Here is a 16,990-nt window from a genome sequence, read left to right on the forward strand (position 1 = left end):
AAGAAGAATCGGAGCGATTGAGATGTACTGGGACCTGTTCATGATGTTTATACGTGTAGGCCTCGTTTCATTTGGTGGCGGTTACGCCGTTATACCGATCATTCAACACGAGGTAACAGAAAAAGGATGGCTGACAAGCGCTGAATTCCAACAAACCGTAGCACTGGCCGGTATGGCGCCCGGCTCGATTGCAACCAATGCCGCAACGTTGATTGGTTATCGGACGGAAGGTTATATCGGAGCCGCTGTCTCTACTGCAGGTATGATATTACCTTCACTCGTTGTAATTGTCCTGCTCTCCGCTTTATTTTACCGGATACACGACAATTCATGGGTAAAGTCCTCTTTATATGGCTTGCGCCCCGTAACGACGGGACTCATTATCTATGCTGCCATTCATTTCGGCTATCCATCTGAAGACACAGGCATAAGCTGGCTATGGATTGCGACACTGCTGATTAGCGGAGTTTGTTTGTTTCTTCTGCTCAAATACAAGCTTCATCCCCTTCTGATTCTCACTGTCGCTGGAGCAGCAGGCATTATTTTATTTTAAATTCAGCGTGGCGACCGACAGGCAGTAGCCACTTCCTTGATTGGTTTTTAAAAGGAGCAGCGCGATCACAGCATTAGCTGTCCTGGCTGCTCCCTTCATCTTTATTTTTACGATTGACGCAGATATAATCTGCTCGTTTCTTCCCAGATCTCTCCCGGCTGCAAACTGAATAATCCAGCTTCCTCGGCCTGCATATCCAGATTAGGTGCATTCACGAGATTAATCTGCGGTTCGGGGCAGAAAAAACCTTCTTCCGCGTTATTGTTCCAGATCATCCATTGTTTATAGGACGTTCCCACATCGTAGATCAGTGTCATTCCATTCTTCGTATCCTGAAGCTCCATCCGGTTTCTCCCGTTTTGCGGTACAGCAGTGTAGTGATTATCCATTGCTGCAAAGAACGGATATACCCCTGAGTCTCGCATATGCTCTTCCTCCTGAATCAGCGGCTGAAAACATGTCGTTGGCAGCATACGTTGATCCAATTCCCATCTGTCTCCAATGGTCAGCTTGAGCTTGTAATCCCGAGCTGATCCTCCCGAAGTAAAGGGAGCGTTAATGGAGGTATGAAAAGCGATCAGGCATGGCATGCAGGAGCTTCCATGATTGCGAATGCGGACATGCTGCATTAATCCATCACTGCTCAGCGAGTAGCGTAATGTAATACTGAATTGAAAAGGAAAGGATACGTATGCGGGATGAGTTTCATCAACGGTAATGGACACCGAGACATAGCTTTCCTTCTCGGTATGTCCATACTCATCCACAACCCAGGGCGTATTATACAAAAAACCATGCAAATGATTGCCTGTTGCTTCCTCATTGACCGGAAACTGAAGTGTCTGCCCGTTCCAGGCAAACCGCCCGTCTTCATAGCGATTCGGCGGAAACAAAACGGGAATCCCGTGAATCATGGGTCTAGCTTTAAATGATTGCATTTCTTCGGGTGACGGTTCATGAAGGAAGTGAAGCCCTCGCTCAAGATCACGATACGCGACCAGATTTCCACCAATATTCGGCAGCATCACAGCCTCACTGGAGCCAAAGCGAAGGTAAATAGCCTTTTCCCCTAGAAAATCGCCTTCCCAGGATCTACTTGTCTTCTTTGTATTCAACAGGTATTCCCCTCCTTATTCGCAGGCGGACGATAGATAATGTCCTTCGATAATGGCCCGAATCTGTTCCATCGGCATCTTGGGTTGTCTGTCATACGTCAGCAGACCGTTAATCTCCTGTTCCACGTCCGTCAGCTGTGTGTAACAAAATCCTTCTACTACTGGAGAATCCAATAGCGGCTGTACTACGGCATGCAATCGATGTGCGAAATCTTCGTCATTTTCCGCTCCAGAGTAACCCCAGCCTTCCCAGTCACTTTTCTTATACCCGATTCCACCGAATTCGGTAATTAAAATGGGCTGTCCTTCATAACGATAGTCACCCACGCTAAGCTTTCGACTACCCGGAAGGGCGTTTACCGCATTTTCACGAGTGCGATAGCGTTCCTCCAGAACCTCTCTTCTCCATTCATAATCATGGATGTTATACAAGTCGGTCTGAACCATCTCCCAGCCATCATTGGAAATGACCGGACGAGTGGAATCCAGCGACTTGGTCAAATAATACATCGACAAGGCGTGATACTGCTGCTCCTTGCTGGTCAGGATGTTGGGAACACCCCAGCTTTCATTAAGAGGTACCCAGACCACAATACATGGATGGTTGTAGTCCCTTTCCAGCGCGTCCTGCCATTCCCGTGTTACCTGGGCGACATATTGTTCTGAGAAATCGTAAGCATTCGCCATCTCTCCCCACACCAGCAGTCCCAGCTTATCACACCAGTACAGATATCTCGGATCTTCAATCTTCTGGTGTTTTCTGGCGCCGTTAAACCCCAGTTCCTTCGTTAATTCCACATCACGCCGGATGGCCTCGTCACTCGGCGGAGTCAGATTCCCATCCGGGAAATACCCTTGATCCAGAACGAGCTTCATATAGTAAGGACGGTTATTCAGAAACAGCTTGCCTTGTTCAATGGAGATTTTGCGCATACCGAAATAGCTGTCGACTTCATCGACGGACACACCATCCACCAATACAGTGAAATGAATATCATACAGATTGGGGTGCTCTGGTGACCAGAGCCTGCCAAGGCCATGCTCGTTAAAGGTGTGAAGCCCGATGGTACGGGTCTCTGTCCTGCCGCTGATTCGATATTCATCTTCAGACAGCTGCTCTCCCTGATAGGCAATTTGTACTCGTAGTCTGATATCTTGCACTTCCCAATCCCTTGGTTCTGTTTGATTCCTTTGAAGATGCGCTGTAACTTCGATTTCGTTGCGATCGACATCAGGAGTCAGACGCACCTTCTGTAGATGAACGGGTGCGACAGCTTCAAGCCACACCGATTGCCATATTCCAGTCGTGCGGGTATAGAAAATTTGGGCAGATTGCTCCTGCCAGAACTGCTTCCCTCGTGGTAACGTTACATCCCTGCTATAATCTATCGCTTGTACGGTCAGCACATTATTTCCTTCGAGCAAAGAATCCGTAATGTCGGCATGAAAAGGGGTGTGTCCCCCTTCATGCCGAACCACAAGCTGTCCATTGACCCAGACAGAGGCTTCATAGTCCACAGCTCCGAAGTGCAGCAGTAGACGTTTGCCAGTGAAGTTCTCCGGAATGTCAAAAGTCCGTTTGTACCATACATTATCGTGAAAATCCGGATCTGCAATGCCACTCAGTTGACTTTGAAAAGCAAAGGGCACCTGGATTCGGCGGCTGAATACTCGCTTGCCCTCACTCCATTTTTCCGAACGTCCCTTGTTATCATCATCGAATTCAAATTCCCATTCCCCATTCAAACTCAACCAATCTTTACGTACAAATTGAGGCCTTGGATAATCCTGTCGCAGCATGATGTTCAGCTCTCCTGTCACCCTAGATTGATTTTCCGAATCACTTCCAGTGGCACTTTCGGTTTACGGTCTTCCGTCAACAGACCATTAATCTCCTGCTGCACATCAGTGACTTGTGTATAACAATAGCCCGAGATATAGGGAATGGCTTTGATCGCTTCGGTGATGGAACGGAAACGTTCAATAAAGGCTTCAACCGAGTCCACCTGATTGCCATAACCCCAGCCTTTATCCGATTGAAAAGCAATACCGCCGAATTCACTGATGATAATGGGTTGTCCTTTATAGTGGTAACCTTCCGCAAAAGCAAACTTCCATCGATTGGAAGCAATCTTGTTACTTACGATTAAGTCCTTATCCTGATACCGTTCCAGAAAAGCTTCTCCCGTCTCCACATAATCATGGATTGTCAAAATATCCGAAACTGTATGCTCCCATCCATCGTTGGTAATGACCGGACGATACGGATCAATGGCTTTGGTCAGATGGTATATGGATTGCGTGAATTGCTGCTGCCTTACCTCGTGACCAATTGTCGGTATTCCCCACGATTCATTAAATGGCACCCAGGTAATGATGCTGGGATGATTGTATTGCTGGGGAACAATTTCAAGCCATTCTTTGGTGAATCGGCTCACTGCCTCATCATTAAACTCGAAGGTTGCTGCCATCTCTGACCAGACCAACATGCCTTTCACATCACACCAATACAAAAAGCGTGGATCTTCCAGTTTCATATGTTTACGGATTCCGTTATATCCCATCTCGGTAATTTTATCGATATCCTCAATCAGTGCTTCCACTGAAGGTGGAGTCAAATGGCTCTCCGTCCAATAGCCCTGATCCAGAATCATTCTTTGGTACAATGGAGCATTGTTCAGCAGAATCTGCCCATTTTCAATCGATATTTTTCGCATACCAAAATAGGAATGAACCCGATCGATTTCTTTCTCATCTTCGTACATCACAAACTCGATATCGTACAGGTTCGGTGAGTCCGGTGACCATAACGACTGTTTCCACGGACCGCCTGCTTCATGTTTAACACTGGCTTCCACGGTCATCCAGGGTCTGTCTGGAGATAGGCTGATGGTTTGCACATGCTGACCCTTCAGCTCAATCCGTGTCTCCAAACGCAAGTTGTTCTTGCCTTCGATCCCATTCAATTGAAAGTCCAAACGAATCATATGACGATCGATATCCGGTGTCATCTTAACTGCTTCAACCCTTGCTTCACTCACATGCTCCAGCCAGACACTTTTCCATATCCCGGTGCTCTGCACATAAAAACATTCAAAATTGTCATCCACCCAGCGTTGTTTCCCCCGAGGCTGCATCGCGCTCTGACTGTCTTCTACTTCAAGAACAATATTGTTCTCCGAGCCGTAAGTGATATAAGGGGTAATGTCGAATGAAAACGCTGCATACCCTCCCTCATGTTCACCAACAACCGTTCCGTTCACCCAACATTTTGCGCGATAATCCACTCCCTGAAAATGCAGAATGCTCCGTTTTCCTTTTGCTTCTTCGGGAATCTGAACACTTCTGCGGTACCAGACTAGAGGATGAAATGTCTCGATTCCGATACCGCTCGCTTGGGTCTCATACGTGAAGGGAACCTTGATTTTGGTCCCTTCCGGAAACTGATTCTGATCGTACCACTGCTCGCTTTCACCCGCCTGATTGTCATCAAAACTAAAATCCCATTCTCCATTCAAATCCAACCACTCATTGCGTACAAATTGCGGTCTTGGATAATCCTTGTTGTAAAATTTAGTTGTCATCTTGTTTCTCTCCGATCTCCTCTGTATTTGGCTCATAGGCCTGAAAAAGTGTTAACCCTTAATACCGGACATGCTGATGCCTTTAACAATCTGTTTCTCAAAAATGATAAACAATATAATGATGGGAACAGAAGCCACGGCATTGATAACCATTGGTTTAACGTAATCTTCTGAATACTGGCCCATTAGCGTTGGGATCCCCATTGGCAGCGTAAACAGATTATCATCGGTTATGGATAGGAATGGCCATAGGAAATTGTTCCACGAACCGATAAATGTAAGAATTGCCATGGATGCCATGGCCGGACGTGTCAAAGGCAGCATGATGCTGGTAAAGATTCGCCAAAAGCCTCCACCGTCAATTTGCACACTCTCCAGCAGATCATTGGGAACGCCATCGAAGAAGCTTTTGAGTACTATGACAGCTACAGGTGAAGCCAATGCAGGAATAATCAACCCACTGTATGAGTTCAGCAAATGCAAATCCTTGGCTACCTGATAGAGTGGAATAATGGTAGCTTCTCCGGGGATAAGTAATCCACCAAGAATAAAAAAGAATACAAAGGTACGGAAACGGAACGGCACTTTGGAGAGAGCGAATCCGGCCATCGCCGCGAAAATAACAGTCAATACAGTCACAACCACTGCGACAAACAAACTGTTAACCACCCACTGTGACAGCTTTGTCGTTGTCAGAATTTCGTTATAGACGGCAAGTGAGTATGGCGGTTTAAACCAGTCAAGGACCGTAATAATCTTCATGCCTTCTTCTTTGATGGAGACCATCAGCATCCACACAAGTGGGGCCGCAAACATAACCGCCATCAACGCAGAACCGGTGCGATATAACCATTTCATCAGTATTCCGCCCCTTTCCGGTTAGTCATCCAGTATTGCAGCGCCGACAGCACCAGCAGGATCACGAATAAAATATAGGACATCGTTGCGGCATAACCCAGGTTGTTGTTCTTGAATCCGGTCTGATAGATTAACTGAATAATCGGACGTGTCTGATCCAGGGGTCCCCCGCCTGTAATGACATAAATCTGCATAAAGACCTTGTAAGAAGCGATGATCTGCAACATGGTAATGGTTTTGGTCAGTGGTTTCAGATAAGGAAGAGTAATCCTCCAAAATATTTGTGTGTCACTCGCACCATCCAGCCTTGCTGCTTCATAAATTTCATCCGGTATTTCCTGCATGGCGGAAAGATACAAAATAAAGTTAAATCCGACTGTCCACCACAAGGTAATTACGGTAATAACGACCCATGCGAGCCCTGTTTCCGTCAACCAGAAAATCTCGGCATTTTGAGGCAATAACCTGACAAGGTGCAGGACGGAATTGACAAATCCCGTATAAGGCTGAAATACGAATAAACCCAGATAAGCTGCGACGGCGACGGAGAGTACGCTAGGTATAAAGAAGATGATACGGTAGAACTTTTGTAATGACGATTTTCGGTTAGCTATCAAAGCCAGCAGAATCGCGAGGATAATCATGGTCGGTGTACTCAAGAAAACAAAGAAGGTTGAATGCCAGATTGCTTCCCATACCTCTCTGTCCTGAAAAACCTTTCGGAAGTTATCCAGGCCAACAAAATCCATTTTCTTGATCAGCGTCCATTTGTAGAACGTCATCTCCACACCTTTAATCATGGGCCAGATCGTAAATAAACCATAAATAATTAAGAATGGAAGCAGAAATACCAGCGCTTGCATATCCGCTCTCATTTTTTTGATCTTCATATGCGTCTCCCCTTTGATTGGCACGCAAGCCGGCGATTTCTTATTTAGAGATGGTGAATACGCAGGCTTGCGTGACCCGTCTTCCTTCTATTCGCTCACTATTTTCTGAATGGCGGTCTCCATGTTGTTCATGGCATCTGCTGGGGTCATTTTGTTCATCCATACTTCATTCAGAAATTTAAAGGCAGCTTCATCGCGGATTTGTGCATTTTTGGTAGAATGTTTGCTGAATTTAACTACACTTGCAACTTCGGAATAATCACTGCGGTATGGCAGATCCTTGAATTCCTGTTTTTCCAGCACGGATGGCTTGGAAGGGATATGTCCGGCCTTCGCCCAGACCTGACCATTGTCAGCAACCCAGTCGGCAAAAACCATCGCGGCTTTGCGCTTAGCCGGGTCTTCATCCTTAGTCAGTGGCAAAACAATGGTATGGGAATCTCCCCACGTAGCTTCCTGGTCGTAGAATTTTGGGATAGGCATAGCTCCAAACTCAAGTCCTTTGGTGGATTCCCACGTTCCTGTCGTCCAGACCCCTGTCATGATAATAGCGGCTGTTCCACTTTGAAAATTTTTATAGAAGTCCGGATCATTTTTCTTGATATAACCTTCGGTATAGAGCTTCTGGATATAGTCAGCAGCTTTGATGCCTTTCTCTTTGTCAATGGCTGCGGACTTCAGATCATCCGACACCACATCGTTGCCACCCAACTGGGAGTACAGCGACCACCACAAGCGGTAAGGGTCATCATTATTATTGGATAATGCAAACGGGGTTGTTTTAGCAGGCAGCTTCTCTTTTAAAGTTTGAAGAAAACTCATAAACCCGTCAGCAGATTGCTCCAAAATCGGTTTTCCGTCTTCACCAAGCAAGCCTGCATCTTTCAAAAGTTTTTTGTTGTAGAACATGATAAAGGGATGTGTATCAATGGGGACTGCATAATGTTGACCTTCTACGGTAACCGCATCCAAAAGATTCTGGTTATAGGTGCTCCAGTCCACACCTGCATCCGTAGCCGGAGTATCAAGTTCTGTGACAACCCCCTGATTGATCAGGTCGGGAAGTCTGGAGGAATGGGAAATCCCAATGTCCGGTCCATTGCCGTTACCCACAGCAGTTACGAGCTTCGTATAATACTCACCCCAGGCCAATTTGGTATTTTTGACTTCAATGTCCGGATGGCTTTTGTTGAATTCATCGACTAGAGTCTGCATGTTGGCACCATCACCGCCATCGAACAATGTCCAGAAGGACAATGTCACTTTTCCTTCACCGGAGCCATTATCAACCGCCTCGTTACTGCCTCCGCTACATGCACTTAAAACGGTTGAGAATGAGAGCAATAATGTCAGTGCTAACCTACAGATCTTTTTTTTCATGCGAGTATCCCCTTTACTCTAATTTGTAGATACAAACGATATAATTGTTTTATTACATTATTACTGTATCTATAGGGGATTATATAAGGGTAATCACCTCTTGTCAACGCTTTCAAACATATTTAATGTAATTATCAAATAAAAAAAGACCTTAGTTACATAATATCTGCAACCAAGATCTTTCTTCCTCATTTCATTCTAATGAATGGCATAATGTACAGTCATCTTAATATTTTGGTCATAATCTCCAAATTGTCGACCAAATAGATTTACGCCACCTTGATGAACCGCATCCGGTTTGATACCGATTCGCACCCTTAACTTATGGCTGTTTTGAAGATTAAGCTGAGCCAGATCAACTGCTGAAATTTTCTCCATATCCAGCGTCGTCTTGTTTTTGTCCACTCTCCATGTCTTTAATAAACCATACTGTGTTGACCATTCAAACCACCACGCTGGGTTGAGCTTTCCGCGCCGATCTCCAAAGTCACCAGGACATGTCCACATACCAATTTCCACACCGTTAATCCATACAGAGATATCGGAAGGCCAATTATGATCATAGTTTGGTGCTTCAGAACATATTTCCATGGACAGTTCCAATGATTCGATTACCGCTTCTGCCGGAATCTCCAGTGGCATCAAATATTCGACATAACCCTTACGAAACCACATAATTTGCGCTCCCACATGCTTCGGATGATAAAAACTGGCGGGTTCATCTTCACGAATGATCATGCCCTCACCATTCGCCATGCCGCAAGTGGGTGACACTTCACAATCACTATAATGACCGATAGGCATATCCACTTCGTACACCTGGATATCGCCTTTGGGAATTGCTTTCTCCAGGTTAAGAGCAATATGAATATCATCGTAATTGCGGCTGCATACCTTCATCGCCCCTCGAGAGGCAGGCAGCAATTCCGTATTGATCAGCCTTGCAGCTTCCAACACCTTGATGTTGCTGGCTACCGTGGATACTGGAAGTTTGAGAGCTTCCGCGATTTCAACGATATTCAGGTTTTGGGAGATCAGCAGTCGTAGAATATCCACTCTGGATCGAGTCGACAACGCATGCGTGACCATGACCAGCTCATCCGGATTATCAAAACTCAGCTCAAGCATTCGTTCACCACCTCTTATGTATTTATGAAACAGGAAATTTAAACGTAAAGTTTAATTCAGTCGATAATATTGTAACAAAACATTTATTTTGTATCAAATTGCTTTTTACTTCATCATTCTTCTTCATTTTTCCCGATCAGATCCTGCAAACGATTACTGGAATGGTTGATTTCTCCCATTAATGCATACATGATATCCATATTGCTTTCCTGCTCCTGCGTTGTTGCCAGCACATCCTCCGTCGCTGCTGCATGCTTCTGCGAGATAGCTGATATATGATCCACTTGTTGGCGGACTCGATTAAAAATCAGACTCATCTGATCGGTCATATCCATTTCCTTCGCTATGTATTGATCAATATGCTCAAACGTAGACTTGATATGGTCAAAGCTCTCAAGTACCTGACTGGAGATGGCTTTACCTTCTTGTACTGCTTCACTTCCGTTAGTCGCTTTTTCAACTACAAGCTGTGTCTTACGCTTGATATTATGAATAATTTCGTCGATCTGTTTAACCGTGTTGGAGCACTCCTGCGCGAGCTTTTTGACCTCATTGGCTACGACGGCAAACCCCGCTCCTGTTTCCCCTGCTCTGGAGGCTTCAATATTTGCGTTTAAGGCTAGCAGGTTGGTCTGATCAGAGATTTGGTTGATGGCTGTCAGGAAGGTATTCACTTCATCCATGCTTTTGTTCAATTCCTCAACGGTCGTCATTGACTCTGTAACTGTGACATTAATAATAGTCATCTGATTGCCCATTTGAACAATTCGATCCGAGCTTTGGCGAACAACCAGACCATTTTGTTCTGAGATGTCGGCGAGCCGATGTGACATTTGGTTGATTTCGGACATTTTCCCATCAGCTTTGTTTACCTCCTCACTAATTTGTGCAATGCTCCCGGATTGATCGCGTATGCCTTCCGTCACTTCCTGAATATTCGCGGTTATCGTATTACTCATGTTTTTCAACATTTGAATATCGTTATTGCAGCTGGCAATATCCGTGTTCAGCATAGATGTATTTTCGCGAACGGCTCTTACCATAGTATCCAGTGCTATCACAAGCTCTCTCGCTTCCGCTTCCTTGTTAAGAGCCACCTGAATCAGATCTCTGCCACGTTTGCAGACAAAATATAGAGCAACGATCGTCAGTTCGATAAACCCAATCGTCATGAAAAAAGTCGAATCATATTGCTGATGGCCTGAATAATAAATCACAATATAAGCAATGTTGTACATCGCCCCAAACCCGTATAGCAGAACTCTATTCAAATAAAGAGAGATCACACAGAGAACAACCATAATGAGCATGCCTGCAGCAGGTGATTCAATATATGGCGTCGTACAGGTCAGTATGGCAATCATCAGAACGACCATCGTCAAGACTGTTTTTTTGCGAATAATCAATACAGTAGCAATAGACAGCTCAATTAACAGTGAGAACACGACTTCGAGTTGAACCTTATTGCTCGCAATGAAGAAACAGAATGATAACAGGGTTAACCATAAAATCGTAACGATAATTTTGTTTATTTTGATTGTATTGCTTCTAAAAAAGCTGTTGTGCATGATGCTCATGTTTTGCTCCCCCTCAGCGACTTGTGAACTTCTCTTTGATGATTTTTATCAGAATTAGACAGATATTAAGCAGGATTACATACCATAGTTCCATGTTCATCCCTCCGTTACAGGCTCTTTTTTCTTATGAAGCATCATCCATACCCCGATAAGACAAAACAATACACTGCACCCCATGCCAAAGCAGGCACTCGTGTTTATTGCATGAGGTGAGCCTTCCATCGTCAGCAACGTGGCTTGAGTAACAACAATGGATACCATGGCATCGGTAAAGTTAATCATTTTTAATGTGGAGATCAAGGGATTTTTCAAATGCCGGTTAGCTATTGTTCCGGAAATACCAAAAGCCAGTTTGGTAAAAGCAACGGCGGCTACAAGGTACACGATGTAACCTTTAAATACAAAAGTGTCACCAAGCAGATACATCCTTAGACAAACCAACAGATAGGAAACGCCCAGTATGCATAACAGAATTCCTCCACGTTTATAGACTTGAATCTCCAATATATACCTTTCCTGCGGGGATTCGATTCTTTTGGCTACGTTATATTGATGAAGTACTTGTGCTCTGGCGACACAAAGGATCAGATAATATACCGCATTCGTAATAAACCATCCGGAAAAGAGATATAAACCAAGGGTTAACTTGCCTATGCCGATCAATGCGTTGATGACAAGAGATGCAGCGTTAGACATGGCAGCTCGATCTTGCTTGTTTCCGAGGTAATGAACAAAGATTGCCTTAATATATATCTTCCTTTCCGAATGCATTTTTCTTACTTGGCCAGCAAACCATTGGCCTTCTCGCATACTTCATAGATTTCGTCGTATTTCTTGTCAATAAAAGGTGTTACTTTATCTGTCTTTTTCCGTCGAATACCATTGAAACTGAAATACGGAATGATCCAGCCCGCAAAACCGGGAATGGCAAGAATGACAGACAGTGGCAGCATATTGTCCAGATAGGCAAACACGGAACCAGCCATACATGCCGTTCCCAAGAGACCGATCCCATAGGCAACGATAGAAGCACTCGTAAGCTTCGAGCGTTCCAACGTTTCAATGTCAGTCACACAGGCTTCAAACTGCCGCTGAAGACGAGTCAGCTCCGCTTTATTGCGGATTTTGCGATCACGCTTGAATTTCATTGTTACAGAACCCACATTCTGAAACGGCGTCGAGGTTCCTTCCAACATCCAGCCAAAATGGGTATAGCCATCGGCATAGACGGACTCGGAGTCCTGTTTTACCGTAATGTCCTTGTATTCATAGCCTATAAAGTTATGTTCATTTTTCGTTAGCTCTTTCATGGCTTTTCAACACTCCTTCAACTTTTTTCTTCACCCTGTATTGGATGTTCCTATCGTAGTGGTAAATTGTTTATAAGTTGCTTATAAAATGTTAACGAAATATTAATAAGGACAGCCTGAATTCGAAATAATCCGAATTCAGGCTGTCCTTATGCATTGCATATCAACGTTTAACTTGTAACTGGACTGTAAATGTCGTGCCCTTATTAGGCTCACTTTTTACCGATATGACGCCACCTACCAGCTCAATAACGCGGAGCGAAAGAGCAAGCCCCAGACCGTTCCCCTCCGCATGGTGGGAAGCATCGCCCTGATAGAATTTATCGAAGATATGCCTCATCGTTTCCTCATCCATCCCACAGCCTGTATCGGATACCATAACCGTGATCGTATCGTCATCCGAACTTTGCTTCAAGGTAATTGTTCCACCGGAGGGTGTGAATTTAAGCGCATTGGAGATCAGGTTGTGCCATACGATCTCCAGCATACTCTCTTCAGCTTGAATCATCGCGCGATCCTCAATATCGACCACAAATTCAATATTTTTTTCTTCCCATGTATTTTCAAAATATATCGCGCAATCCACGAGCTGCCTACATAAATCATACGGATCGGCAACAGGCAGAATCTCCTGGTTCTCCAGCTTGTTCAGCTTGAGGATGTTGACGACGAGCGTCGCCAGCTTATTGGTAGAGGAAATAATAGTATCCGTATATTCCTTTCGAAGATCGGGTTCCAAATCATCCTGCTGTAGGGCCGTGGCGTAGCCATGAATGACAGACAGTGGTGTCTTGATTTCATGGGATACATTCGAAATAAAGTCGTTTTTCAACGTCTCAATGCTGTTCAATTCCTCCACCATCTTGTTAAAGTCCTCAAACATGACATCCACATAGTTCAGCTTGTCCGCTCTATGAATCGGTTCGAGATATACCGAGAAGTCACCTTCTGCTACCTGCTTTGCAGCCTCACTGAGTTTTCGCATAGGCTTATCAAACGTTTTGTACCTTTGTCGTGCGGTGACCAGGCAAAAAATGAGACTCACAATGCTCCAATATCCCGAGATTCCAAAAATGTACTGCCACGGCACAACTTCCACCGGTAAATACGCATCATAGATTAGGGCTTGACCCGCCGTCAGGATCGACAGCAAAAGGTAGGTAAGCAAGAACTCTTTCCAAGAAAAAAGGTGGGACTTGATTCGTGCATCAGGTTTCTGCTTCTTGTTCATTGCAGTACAGCCTTATAACCCAGACCATGTACCGTCATGATTTTGAAATCCTCACAACAGGAGAACTTATCGCGAAGTTTGACAATGTATACATCCACGGCACGCAAGCTCGTCTGACTTTCGATACCCCAGAACTCATCCATAAGCTGAGCTCTTGAAAAGGTATGTTTCGGATAGGATAACAGTTTGTAAAGAATGTTGAATTCCCGGACTGTCACAGGAATATCTATGCCATCCACCGTAGTCGTCATATCATTGGCGTCCATGAGCAGACTGCCTACAATCAATTTCTTCTCATGGGCGATATTGGCCCGCCGCAGGAGAGCACCCACGCGCAGGACCAGTTCGTCCAGATCCGCCGGTTTGACCATGTAATCATCGATGCCTGCAAGAAAACCTCTTTGTTTGGAGGAAATATCATCACGGGCGGTAATAAAAAGAATGGGAATCGTCTTATTGATGCCTCTTACGGTCTCGGCAAATTCAAAACCATCAATCTCTGGCATCATCACATCGGAAATGAGAAGATCGTACATCTGGTTATACATCAAATCATAAGCCTCACGCGGATTAAAGCACCCTTTGGCCTCATACCCATTATTCGATAGATAGGTGCAAATAATTCGATTGAGCTTGGTATCGTCTTCCACAACAAGTATATGGATCATATAAAAAACATCCTTTCCGGCTGACTGAATGGGGTCATTATAATAAAAAGTTGTTAACAAATTGTTTATGGCGGCGCACACCGATCTATTATTCTCAATTCATAATTTAAATTCATATCTCTCAAACATCTTGCTAACAACTTGGAAACATCAGTACTTCATGATTGCCCTATCGAATCGTTCATAGGCAGCACCTGCAAATGGGCGATAATCAGTCATAAGGAGTGAAAGGCATGATGAAAGCAGCCATCTATTACGGTAAAAATGATATTCGTGTTGAAGAAAGATCAACCCCGGTCGTAGGTCCCCGAGATGTACTGGTCAGAAATGTACGGGCTGGCATCTGTGGCACTGATATTAATATTGTGAAGGCTGGCAACGGTAACATGGGCATCAGCCTTGGTTCGGAATTTGGACATGAAATGGTCGGCGATATTGTCGAAATTGGATCAGAAGTTTCTGCGATGATCAAAATTGGAATGCGCGTTGGGATTAATCCCATCACTGCTAAAAAAGCAGGAAGACGCAAATCCCTGGAATGCTCCGGGTTTTCCCAGTATGTATTAATCGAAGACGCCAAGCTTGATTATAATCTGTACCAAATGGATAAAACGGTATCCGCAGAAGTCGCTTCACTGATTGAACCAATGAGTGTTGGGCGACATGGCGCTTTCAGTGCCAACCCTGAGACCGAAGACCACATTGTTGTAATGGGGGCTGGTCCAATCGGCTTGCTGGCCGCTGCCAGTTTGATTGCCGAAGGCATGAAACATGTCTGCGTGGTGGACATGGATGAATGGCGTTTGACAAAAGCTGCGGGACTTGGGGCGTTAACCGTGAATACAGGTGAAACCACTCTTGAAGAAGGATTGACCCGGCATTACGGTTCTGTGAACGTATACGGTGTTGACGTCCCGGATGTCGATGTGTTTATTGATGCGGCAGGTGCTCCGGTTTTGTTTGAGAACATGATGAAGATCGTTAAACCTAAAGCTAGAATTTCAATTATCGCCGTATATAAATCTGAAGTACCAATCAGTTTACAACAGATTATGTCCAAAGAAGTTCAGGTCAAAGGCTCCAGCGGCTATACGCACGAGGATTTTGCCAAGGTGGTGGAGCATCTGATCAGCTTCCAAGAAGAACTGTCCACACTGGTCACCCATGTATTTAAACTGGATGATATTCAGAAAGCCTTTACTACAGCCATTGAAGCCAAGGGAACCGTTAAAGTGGTCATTGATCTGACATAATATTGAAATGAAACAGCTATATTTCTGGAGTGTTGCCATTCGTCATGAAACTTATAGCCCAAAACAAGAAATCCGCCAAACATGGCGGATTTTTTGAATTATACATTTCTTCTTGCCGCAAGAAAAAACGTAACGCTAACTCTTGCTGCTAAAATGCGACAGGTAAGGCAGCCAAGCTCTGCGAACTTAGCGCCAAATGCCACTCAATGTTTTCCCGAGGAATATTAAGTCGCAAATTAGGCATGCGTTTTAACAACGTTGTAAAGGCGATATCTCCCTCCACACGAGCAAGTGGAGCTCCCAAGCAGGAATGAATGCCATGACCAAAAGCCAGATGACGATTAATATGACGGGCAACATCCAGATCCTCTGACTGTTCAAATTGAAGTTCATCCCGATTGGCTGATTTCAGTACGGGGATGACCATATCTCCCTTTTTGATCTGTTGCCCTGCTAGCTCTAAATCCTCAGTTGCAAAACGAGGTCCGGCAATGGTTGCTGGCCCGTTAAAACGCAGCAATTCCTCTACAGCAGAAGGTGCCAGACTAAGATCAGCCTTGAGCTTCTCCAATTGTTCAGGATGATCCAATAACATCATTGCACCCGTAGCAATCAGATTGGATGTTGTCTCATGCCCAGCAAAAATCAATAACGTAATCATGGATAACAGTTCCGGTTCACTGAGTCGATCGCCCTCTTCTTCTATGGCAATCAATTGGCTGATCAAATCATCCGCAGGATATTTGCGTTTTTCAGCTACCAGCTGCGCAGTATAGTCTCCGAAAGCTCGGAGGTGTTCCTCCACTCCCGGTTCACGCACTCCGAGGCCCAGACCATGTGCAATTGCGGAGGACCAGGTCTGGATCTGTGGGCGATCCGCTTTAGGTACTCCCAGCATGTCGGATATCACATGAATCGGTAAGGGATAGGCGTAGTCCTTGACCAAATCCATCTCGCCCTGGGATTGAACCTGATCCAGTAATTCATCAGCGATCTGCTGCACACGCGGGCGAAGACTTTCCATATATTTTGGGGTAAAAGCTTTGGAGACCAGTCGGCGCAATCGTCGATGATCAGGCTCATCTACAGAGAGCATTGATTTCCCGGTGAAGAACGTTGGAGGAGCATCTGGATCGATATTCTCCACATAGGCTTTCAGGACATTCTCATTGCCGTCGATGGATAATGGGTCAACTGTGAAGTGGGCATGATCTTTAAGCACCTGTGAAGCTTCTTCCATTCGTGTGACCAACCACTGCCCGCGATCTGTACCACCCATTGGCAAAGATGCCGGAATAACAGGACCTGTATCACGCAACTGCTTGATCAGTGAAAACGGGTTTTCACCACTATCCCCACTAAACAGACTCAGCGCTGCTTGTTGTGAAGCATTAGGATCTAGCTCGCTCATTATAACCACCCTTTCACTTCGAAAATTATATT

Annotated in this window: 15 protein-coding genes; 2 read left to right on the forward strand and 13 right to left on the reverse strand. The window is 44.9% G+C overall.

Annotation, left to right across the window (positions count from 1 at the left end; all coding sequences use genetic code 11):
• Positions 1–22 precede the first annotated feature (22 nt).
• Positions 23–553 carry a chromate transporter gene (locus tag DC345_RS21685; RefSeq protein WP_113054869.1) on the forward strand — a complete coding sequence of 177 codons (531 nt, stop codon included), beginning with the start codon at positions 23–25 and terminating at the stop codon, positions 551–553.
• A gap of 107 nt (positions 554–660) precedes the next feature.
• Here the strand turns inward: DC345_RS21685 and DC345_RS21690 are convergent, their stop codons facing one another.
• From DC345_RS21690 to DC345_RS21745, 12 genes are all read right to left on the reverse strand, one after another.
• A complete protein-coding gene (locus DC345_RS21690; protein ID WP_258530752.1) occupies positions 661–1,668 on the reverse strand; it encodes an aldose 1-epimerase in 1,008 nt (335 codons plus the stop codon).
• 15 nt (positions 1,669–1,683) lie between these two features.
• Positions 1,684–3,468 (reverse strand): glycoside hydrolase family 2 protein, encoded by a 1,785-nt coding sequence (locus DC345_RS21695; protein ID WP_113054870.1) that lies wholly within the window; start codon positions 3,466–3,468, stop codon positions 1,684–1,686.
• Positions 3,469–3,485: 17 nt separating this feature from the next.
• On the reverse strand, positions 3,486–5,252 hold the full coding sequence (locus tag DC345_RS21700; RefSeq protein WP_113054871.1) for a glycoside hydrolase family 2 protein: 1,767 nt from the start codon (positions 5,250–5,252) through the stop codon (positions 3,486–3,488).
• 51 nt (positions 5,253–5,303) lie between these two features.
• Positions 5,304–6,110: a carbohydrate ABC transporter permease gene (locus tag DC345_RS21705; RefSeq protein WP_062318999.1), complete on the reverse strand. Its 807-nt coding sequence runs from the start codon at positions 6,108–6,110 to the stop codon at positions 5,304–5,306.
• Positions 6,110–7,000: a carbohydrate ABC transporter permease gene (locus DC345_RS21710; RefSeq protein ID WP_113054872.1), complete on the reverse strand. Its 891-nt coding sequence runs from the start codon at positions 6,998–7,000 to the stop codon at positions 6,110–6,112. The genes DC345_RS21705 and DC345_RS21710 overlap by 1 nt, the downstream gene beginning before the upstream one ends.
• 87 nt (positions 7,001–7,087) lie before the next feature.
• Positions 7,088–8,380, reverse strand: a complete 1,293-nt coding sequence (locus DC345_RS21715; protein ID WP_113054873.1) for an ABC transporter substrate-binding protein — start codon at positions 8,378–8,380, stop codon at positions 7,088–7,090.
• A gap of 198 nt (positions 8,381–8,578) precedes the next feature.
• The gene (locus tag DC345_RS21720) at positions 8,579–9,508 is read right to left on the reverse strand and encodes an ArsR/SmtB family transcription factor (RefSeq protein WP_113054874.1); all 930 of its coding nucleotides are present in this window, start codon (positions 9,506–9,508) and stop codon (positions 8,579–8,581) included.
• A 113-nt stretch (positions 9,509–9,621) separates the two neighbouring features.
• A complete protein-coding gene (locus tag DC345_RS21725) occupies positions 9,622–11,085 on the reverse strand; it encodes a methyl-accepting chemotaxis protein (protein ID WP_258530753.1) in 1,464 nt (487 codons plus the stop codon).
• Between the two features lie 96 nt (positions 11,086–11,181).
• Positions 11,182–11,781 (reverse strand): hypothetical protein, encoded by a 600-nt coding sequence (locus tag DC345_RS21730; protein ID WP_258530754.1) that lies wholly within the window; start codon positions 11,779–11,781, stop codon positions 11,182–11,184.
• 80 nt (positions 11,782–11,861) lie between these two features.
• Complete coding sequence (locus DC345_RS21735) at positions 11,862–12,395, reverse strand: hypothetical protein (RefSeq protein ID WP_113054876.1); 534 nt, start codon at positions 12,393–12,395, stop codon at positions 11,862–11,864.
• Positions 12,396–12,558: 163 nt separating this feature from the next.
• Positions 12,559–13,626 carry a HAMP domain-containing sensor histidine kinase gene (locus DC345_RS21740; protein ID WP_113054877.1) on the reverse strand — a complete coding sequence of 356 codons (1,068 nt, stop codon included), beginning with the start codon at positions 13,624–13,626 and terminating at the stop codon, positions 12,559–12,561.
• Complete coding sequence (locus DC345_RS21745) at positions 13,623–14,294, reverse strand: response regulator transcription factor (protein WP_113054878.1); 672 nt, start codon at positions 14,292–14,294, stop codon at positions 13,623–13,625. Before DC345_RS21745 ends, DC345_RS21740 begins: the two co-directional genes overlap by 4 nt.
• A 233-nt stretch (positions 14,295–14,527) precedes the next feature.
• Here DC345_RS21745 and DC345_RS21750 point away from each other — a divergent pair, with 233 nt between their 5' ends.
• A complete protein-coding gene (locus DC345_RS21750) occupies positions 14,528–15,547 on the forward strand; it encodes a zinc-dependent alcohol dehydrogenase (RefSeq protein WP_258530755.1) in 1,020 nt (339 codons plus the stop codon).
• Between the two features lie 148 nt (positions 15,548–15,695).
• On the opposite strand, the gene DC345_RS21755 is transcribed toward DC345_RS21750, so the two are convergent.
• Positions 15,696–16,958, reverse strand: a complete 1,263-nt coding sequence (locus DC345_RS21755; RefSeq protein WP_113054879.1) for a cytochrome P450 family protein — start codon at positions 16,956–16,958, stop codon at positions 15,696–15,698.
• Positions 16,959–16,990: the final 32 nt, after the last annotated feature.

The organism is Paenibacillus taichungensis (assembly GCF_003287275.1).
Classification (GTDB): domain Bacteria; phylum Bacillota; class Bacilli; order Paenibacillales; family Paenibacillaceae; genus Paenibacillus; species Paenibacillus taichungensis_A.